The sequence below is a fragment of the Fretibacterium fastidiosum genome (assembly GCF_000210715.1).
Taxonomy (GTDB): domain Bacteria; phylum Synergistota; class Synergistia; order Synergistales; family Aminobacteriaceae; genus Fretibacterium; species Fretibacterium fastidiosum.
On record NC_021038.1, the window covers coordinates 1,657,340 to 1,662,541 of the forward strand.

At 65.4% G+C, this 5,202-nt stretch carries 5 protein-coding genes; 1 reads left to right on the forward strand and 4 read right to left on the reverse strand.

Annotated features, from left to right (window positions below):
- On the reverse strand, positions 1-327 hold a 327-nt coding region (locus SY1_RS07655), incomplete at its 3' end, for a hypothetical protein (RefSeq protein ID WP_208873320.1).
- A gap of 426 nt (positions 328-753) precedes the next feature.
- Here SY1_RS07655 and SY1_RS07660 point away from each other — a divergent pair.
- A complete protein-coding gene (locus tag SY1_RS07660) occupies positions 754-1,992 on the forward strand; it encodes a hypothetical protein (protein ID WP_243440631.1) in 1,239 nt (412 codons plus the stop codon).
- 138 nt (positions 1,993-2,130) lie between these two features.
- Here the strand turns inward: SY1_RS07660 and SY1_RS07665 are convergent, their stop codons facing one another.
- From SY1_RS07665 to SY1_RS07675, 3 genes are all read right to left on the reverse strand, one after another.
- Positions 2,131-2,349, reverse strand: coding sequence for a sulfurtransferase TusA family protein (locus tag SY1_RS07665; RefSeq protein ID WP_015556682.1), 219 nt, complete (start codon positions 2,347-2,349; stop codon positions 2,131-2,133).
- Between the two features lie 45 nt (positions 2,350-2,394).
- Positions 2,395-3,498, reverse strand: a complete 1,104-nt coding sequence (gene yedE / locus SY1_RS07670) for a YedE family putative selenium transporter (protein WP_015556683.1) — start codon at positions 3,496-3,498, stop codon at positions 2,395-2,397.
- Between the two features lie 311 nt (positions 3,499-3,809).
- The coding region (locus SY1_RS07675) for a hypothetical protein (RefSeq protein ID WP_208873321.1) at positions 3,810-5,202 on the reverse strand (1,393 nt) is incomplete at its 5' end.

Genomic DNA, 5,202 nt, shown 5'->3' on the forward strand with positions numbered 1-5,202 from the left:
CTCGATGGACGACGCGGAAGAGGCCTCGTCCTGTTTCACCAGATCGGCCTCCCGCCTGCTCAGTTCCGCCTCGCGCCGCGCCAACTCGGCCTCGCGCTCCGCGAGCTTCAGAGACTGCACGGCATGGTCCTGCTCGTCAAAGGTCGCCTTGGCCTCCGCAACCTTTTCGGCTTCCGTATCGCCCTCGGCCTCGGCGGAGACGGTGGCCTCCACTGTCGGGGTGCCCTCTTCCGTGAATATTGCCTCCCCCCCCGCGTCGGGGACGTTCGGGGCGAGGCCCGCAAACGCCAGCGAAACCATGACCACCTTCAGCGACGTCATAAACAACGTCAATCCCTCCCAGCAGAATCATGATAAAAATCTAAAAGTTCGTGTGGACTGAAGAAACGCGCTGCGGAGAAGTGGCGAAGAAATCCCTTTCTCCACGCTGTCATTCTATACGACCGGGCGTGCTTTGTAAAATGCGTTTGATGTCCGCTGAGGCGAGGATCGGGCAGTCCGAATCGGCCCGGCGTGGGAGCTCCGCGTCAGCGCCGGGCGAAGGGGGTGGGATTTCCCATCGGGGCGTTTTGCTCCCCGGCGCGGCGCCGCTGCGCTCCTTTTTGACGACGTTGAATCAACTATCTGATTCTTGAATACGTTGTTTTCAAGACAGAATGAGAGCTCCAGGGGAAAAATGCGCTATAATTTTTTGAATTCCGTCTGCCGCCTTGCAGCGGGGGGAAAATTTTTTGTGTCAGGGAGGTCTTTTCGTTGGAAGTCACATTGACGCCGATCATGTGTCTCCTCGTCGTCCTGGTGTTCATGTCGATTGGCGACATCGTCTCCATGAAGACGAAGGCGTTCGTGCCGTCCGTGTTCGTCGCGGCGGTCCTGTTCCTGGCCGGCTACTGGGGCGGCTGGCTGCCGAAGGACGTCGTGGATCGGGCCCAGATGGGCGCGCCGATCGCTACGCTCTCCATGTACCTGCTCATCACCCACATGGGCACCATGATGAGCGTCCGCGAGCTGTGCCGGGAGTGGAAGACGGTCGTCATTGCCGTGGCGGGGCTTGCGGGAATGGCCCTCCTCCTGTGGTACGTCGGCCCCCTGTTCACGGACCGCAACGCGATCGTCACGGGCACGCCCCCGCTTTCGGGCGGCGTCGTGGCGGCCATCATCATGGGCAAGGCCGCAGGTGACCTGGGAATGAAGGACATGGCCGTGATGGCCATGCTCATCTACATCGTGCAGGGTTTCGTGGGCTACCCGCTGACGGCGCTCTGCCTGAAGAGCGAGGGCAAGCGCCTGCTGAAGCTCCGGGCCGACGGCAGGGCCGAGGCCGCGCGGTCCGACGTGGATGCGGCGACGGGTTCGGGCTTCCACCTCGTTCCCCTGAAGTACCAGACCACCTACACGCACATCGCCTGCGTCGCGCTGGTGGCCTCCCTGGCCGACCTTTCATCGATCGGGTTGAAATCCTTTCTGGCCTACCTCAACTCGGAGTGGGTGCGCTACGCGCTGCACCCGCTGGTGATCTGCCTCATCTTCGGCGCCATCGCCGCGGAGCTCGGCATCGTGGAGCGCAGGCCCATGAACAAGGCCGGCGCCATGGGCTACCTCATCACGATCCTGATGGTCTTCATCATGGGGATGCTGAACAGCGCAACGCCCGAGATGCTGCCGCAGCTTGTGCGCCCCATCGCGGTGGTGGTGGTGGTGGGCGTCGCCGGGCTTCTGGTCGCCTCCTGCATCGTGGGCGCGGTTTTGGGCTACACCCTGCCCATGTCCATGGCGCTCTCGCTGACGGCCCTCTACGGCTTCCCGCCGAACTACGTCCTCACGGACGAGGCGTCGAAGGCCCTGGCGGGCGGCGACGAGGACACGTACAACTTCCTGATGAGCCACATGCTGCCCAGGATGCTGACGGGCGGGTTCATCACCGTGACGATCACCTCCGTCATCCTGGCGGGGATCTACTCGAGCCTCCTGGTCCCGCCTGCGGGTATGTAGTCGCCCTGCGGACCTGAGGATGGACATGGCAGATGATGGCGGCCCCAAGGGGCCGCCATCACTCGTCTTCCAAAAAAGGCCGGTCGGGAAAACCGACCGGCCTCAAAACGCACGTCGGCCGCGGAGGCCGCGCTGCGCTTACTTTTCCAGGACGACCTTCCAGCCGCCCTCGCGTTCTTCCTTCGCGGCGCGCCAGCCCTTGTTCTCGCCGAAGCGCGCGACGTTGTCCCGCGAGGTGCCCGTATCGACGAGCACCTCGACCCGACCGGACATCAGGCCGGAGAGGGCCTTCTTCGCCGCCATGACGGGCTGAGGACAGGAGAGCCCCCTCGCATCCACCGTGATCGTTTCGCTCATGACCAAGACCTCCTTGAATTGGGTAGGCTGCGGAGCCTGACCGCGTCAGGCCCGCGCCGGACGGAACAGGACGCCGACGGCCAGGCAGAAGACGAGGCCGGCGATCGTCACGGGGATGCCCATGGGGCCAAGGCCTGCGCCGCTGGAGGCTGCGGAGAAGTTGTGCGCCATCGCGGCGCCCACCAGCATGCCCAGGACGAAGACGGCGGCGTCGTTGTCGCCCTCCCCCGTCATGATGAGCTGGCGTCCGGGGCACCCGCCCGCGAGGGTGAAGGCCAGGCCGGAGAGCACCATGCCCAGGAAGTTCCAGGTCTCGTTGGTGTGGGCGATGGGCTGGTTGCCGAAGCCCGGCTTGAAGAAGCCGAAGCCGTAGTTCGCGGCGAAGGCCACGACGGTGAAGGCCACGATGCCCTTGAAGAGGTGGGCGTCGCCCATCATGAAGAGGTCGCGCAGGGCTCCCACCGTGCAGAACCGGCTGCGCTGGGCCAGCCATCCAACGATGAGGCCGGCGGCCAGGGAGATCAGGGGCGCTGCGTGCGTGGCCCCCGGTCCCTTCTCGGAGAAGAAGATGAGGGACGTCACGGCCTTCGCGCCGTCGGCCCCGACGGATTCGATGGTCGGCTTCAGGAACAGAAGCGCCAGGATACCGAGAGCCAGGACGGGCATCGCGAGGCCCGCGCCCTTTGGGGTGCGCTCGGCGGCGCCGAGGCTGAAGCCGTTCCACAGGAACCCGATGCCGATCAGCACGCCGACGATCAGGCCGCCGATCCCATAGACCGCGCTCCAGTCACCGCCCGCCAGGCGGAGGTACGCCCTCCAGGGGCAGCCCAGAAACACCAGCGCGCCGAACATGGCGCAGATGCCGAGGACGAATCGCACGGCGGGGGAGGAGCCTCCGCGGGGCGCGTACTCGCGGAACAGGAGCGACGACAGGAAGGCGCCCAGGATGAAGCCCGGAATCTCCGGCCGGATGTACTGCACCACCGCCGCGCGGTGCAGGCCCAGCGCTCCCGCGATGTCCCGCGTGAAGCAGGCCACGCAGAAGCCCATGTTGCCGGGGTTGCCGAACTTGACGAGCAGCACGGCGATGAGCCCGATGATCCCGCCCGCGATCCAGGGACCGTTGCGGGACGTCAATAACTTATCCATGATACAAGACCTCCATAGTCTGGGGCACAGGGACAGGTCCGCCTGAGTGTCGGTCAGAGCGGACGCCTGCGGGGGGGCCCATGGAGCGCGATGAGGCCGGGGACGTTCCCCCGCAACATGAGGACGCAGAGGACGCGAACGGGAAGCACGCTTCCCGCCGTGAGCGGTTTCACCTTGCGCATCATGTCATGGCAGAACGCCTCCTTTTCCAAGGAAGTTTGCGGGGAAAACCTCATGGTCGGGCCCGAAGCGGGAACGGGCTTCGGGCCTTTGTCTTTCGTATCGAGTGGACGTCCGGAAACTACAGGGCTCTAGAGCTCTTCCTTGCGGGGAGCGAACATCAGCTCGAAAGCCTTGTGCGTCTCCCGCGGCAGGATGCGGTAGCCCTTCTTCTCCTTGGTCATCCAGAGGAAGTAGTCCTTGTAGAAGGAGGCCGCCATGGCGAGGATGGACTTGTTGCGGTTGTCCTTCAGGTGCTCGTAGGGGTTCTTCAGCCGGCGTTCCTCGTCGCTGTCCCAGCGGAAGGCGCCGAGGGCGTAGCTGAGGGACTTGTCCTCGCCGCCGTTGGGAAAGACCGGAAGGAGCAGCGCGTGGTCCTGCCAGTCGTAGGCGCCAAGCCCCTGGCCGGGGATGAAGATGACGCTGGGGATGCCGTACATGCGGATGCGCGGCACGGCGAACATGTCCATGTCCATGCTGCACATCGCCTCGAGCCGGGCGAGGTTGGCCGCGCGGTCGATGGGGGCCGCGTCCGAGGGGCAGAGCGGCGTCGTGTCGCAGCGCGCGATCTTGCCGGGGACGGCCATGTACTCCCTCTTGCGCTGGACCATCTCCTTGAGCTCGCTGCGTTTCATGGCGTCGGAGAACTGGGAGCAGGCGTCCGTGACCTTTTTGAAACGGCGCTCGACCTTCCGCACGTCCATCTGGCAGTAGAGGATCTTTCGCGCCGTGGTGCGCGTCTCCTCGTGCAGCGCCAGAAACGCCTCCATGTCCGGCAGGGGAAGGGGTTTTTCGGCGTCCTTCTGCGCGCTCGAGATCATGAGGCGCATGGCGCTTTCCGCCTCCGCGTAGCGAAAGCGATCCTGCGAGAGGGAGGCCCGCAGGTCCTCCTTCGCCTCGCGGTACTCCGGAACGCGCATCTCCACCTTCGTCGCCGTCAGCTCGAAAGCGTTCAGGTCCTGGATCAGCCTGTCGGCTTCGGCGGCTGCGTCGCGGTGCTCGGCGGCGATGCGGGAGAGCTCCGCGCCCCGCCTGTCCTGGAGCTTTTGAAGTTCCTCCTCGAGGCGTTTCGCGCGGTCCGCCGGCGGCAGGCCGATGGAGGGAGCCGGGCACTCGGCGCCCGTGATCATGGCCCAACAGGAGGCGATGTAGTCCGACAGGGCGAAGGTTGGGAAGATGCCCGCGCCGCAGTGCGCGTTCAGGGCGCGGTCCGCCTTGAAGTCCTGGTGGGCGGGCAGGAGCGACCCCGGCGCGCCCGGACAGCCGAAGTCGATGAACAGGCGCTCCGGCTCGTCGAAGGAGAGCTGTTCCGGCATGTCCTCGGTGCAGGCGCGGAGGAGGGCGAACAGCGCGTCCCACCAGGCGCCAGCGGCCTTCGTCCAGAGCTTCAGCGCCTCGCTGCGGTTCTCCGACTTTCCGGAGTTCGCAAGCGTCGTGTACTTTTGGCTGAGGTCCGTCAACGTAGACGACGTCGACGCCACCTCG

Coding starts and splice junctions, on each gene's coding strand:
- yedE (WP_015556683.1), bottom strand. CDS start 3,498: ATGGATAAGTTATTGACGTCCCGCAACGGTCCCTGGATCGCGGGCGGG.
- SY1_RS07665 (WP_015556682.1), bottom strand. CDS start 2,349: ATGAGCGAAACGATCACGGTGGATGCGAGGGGGCTCTCCTGTCCTCAG.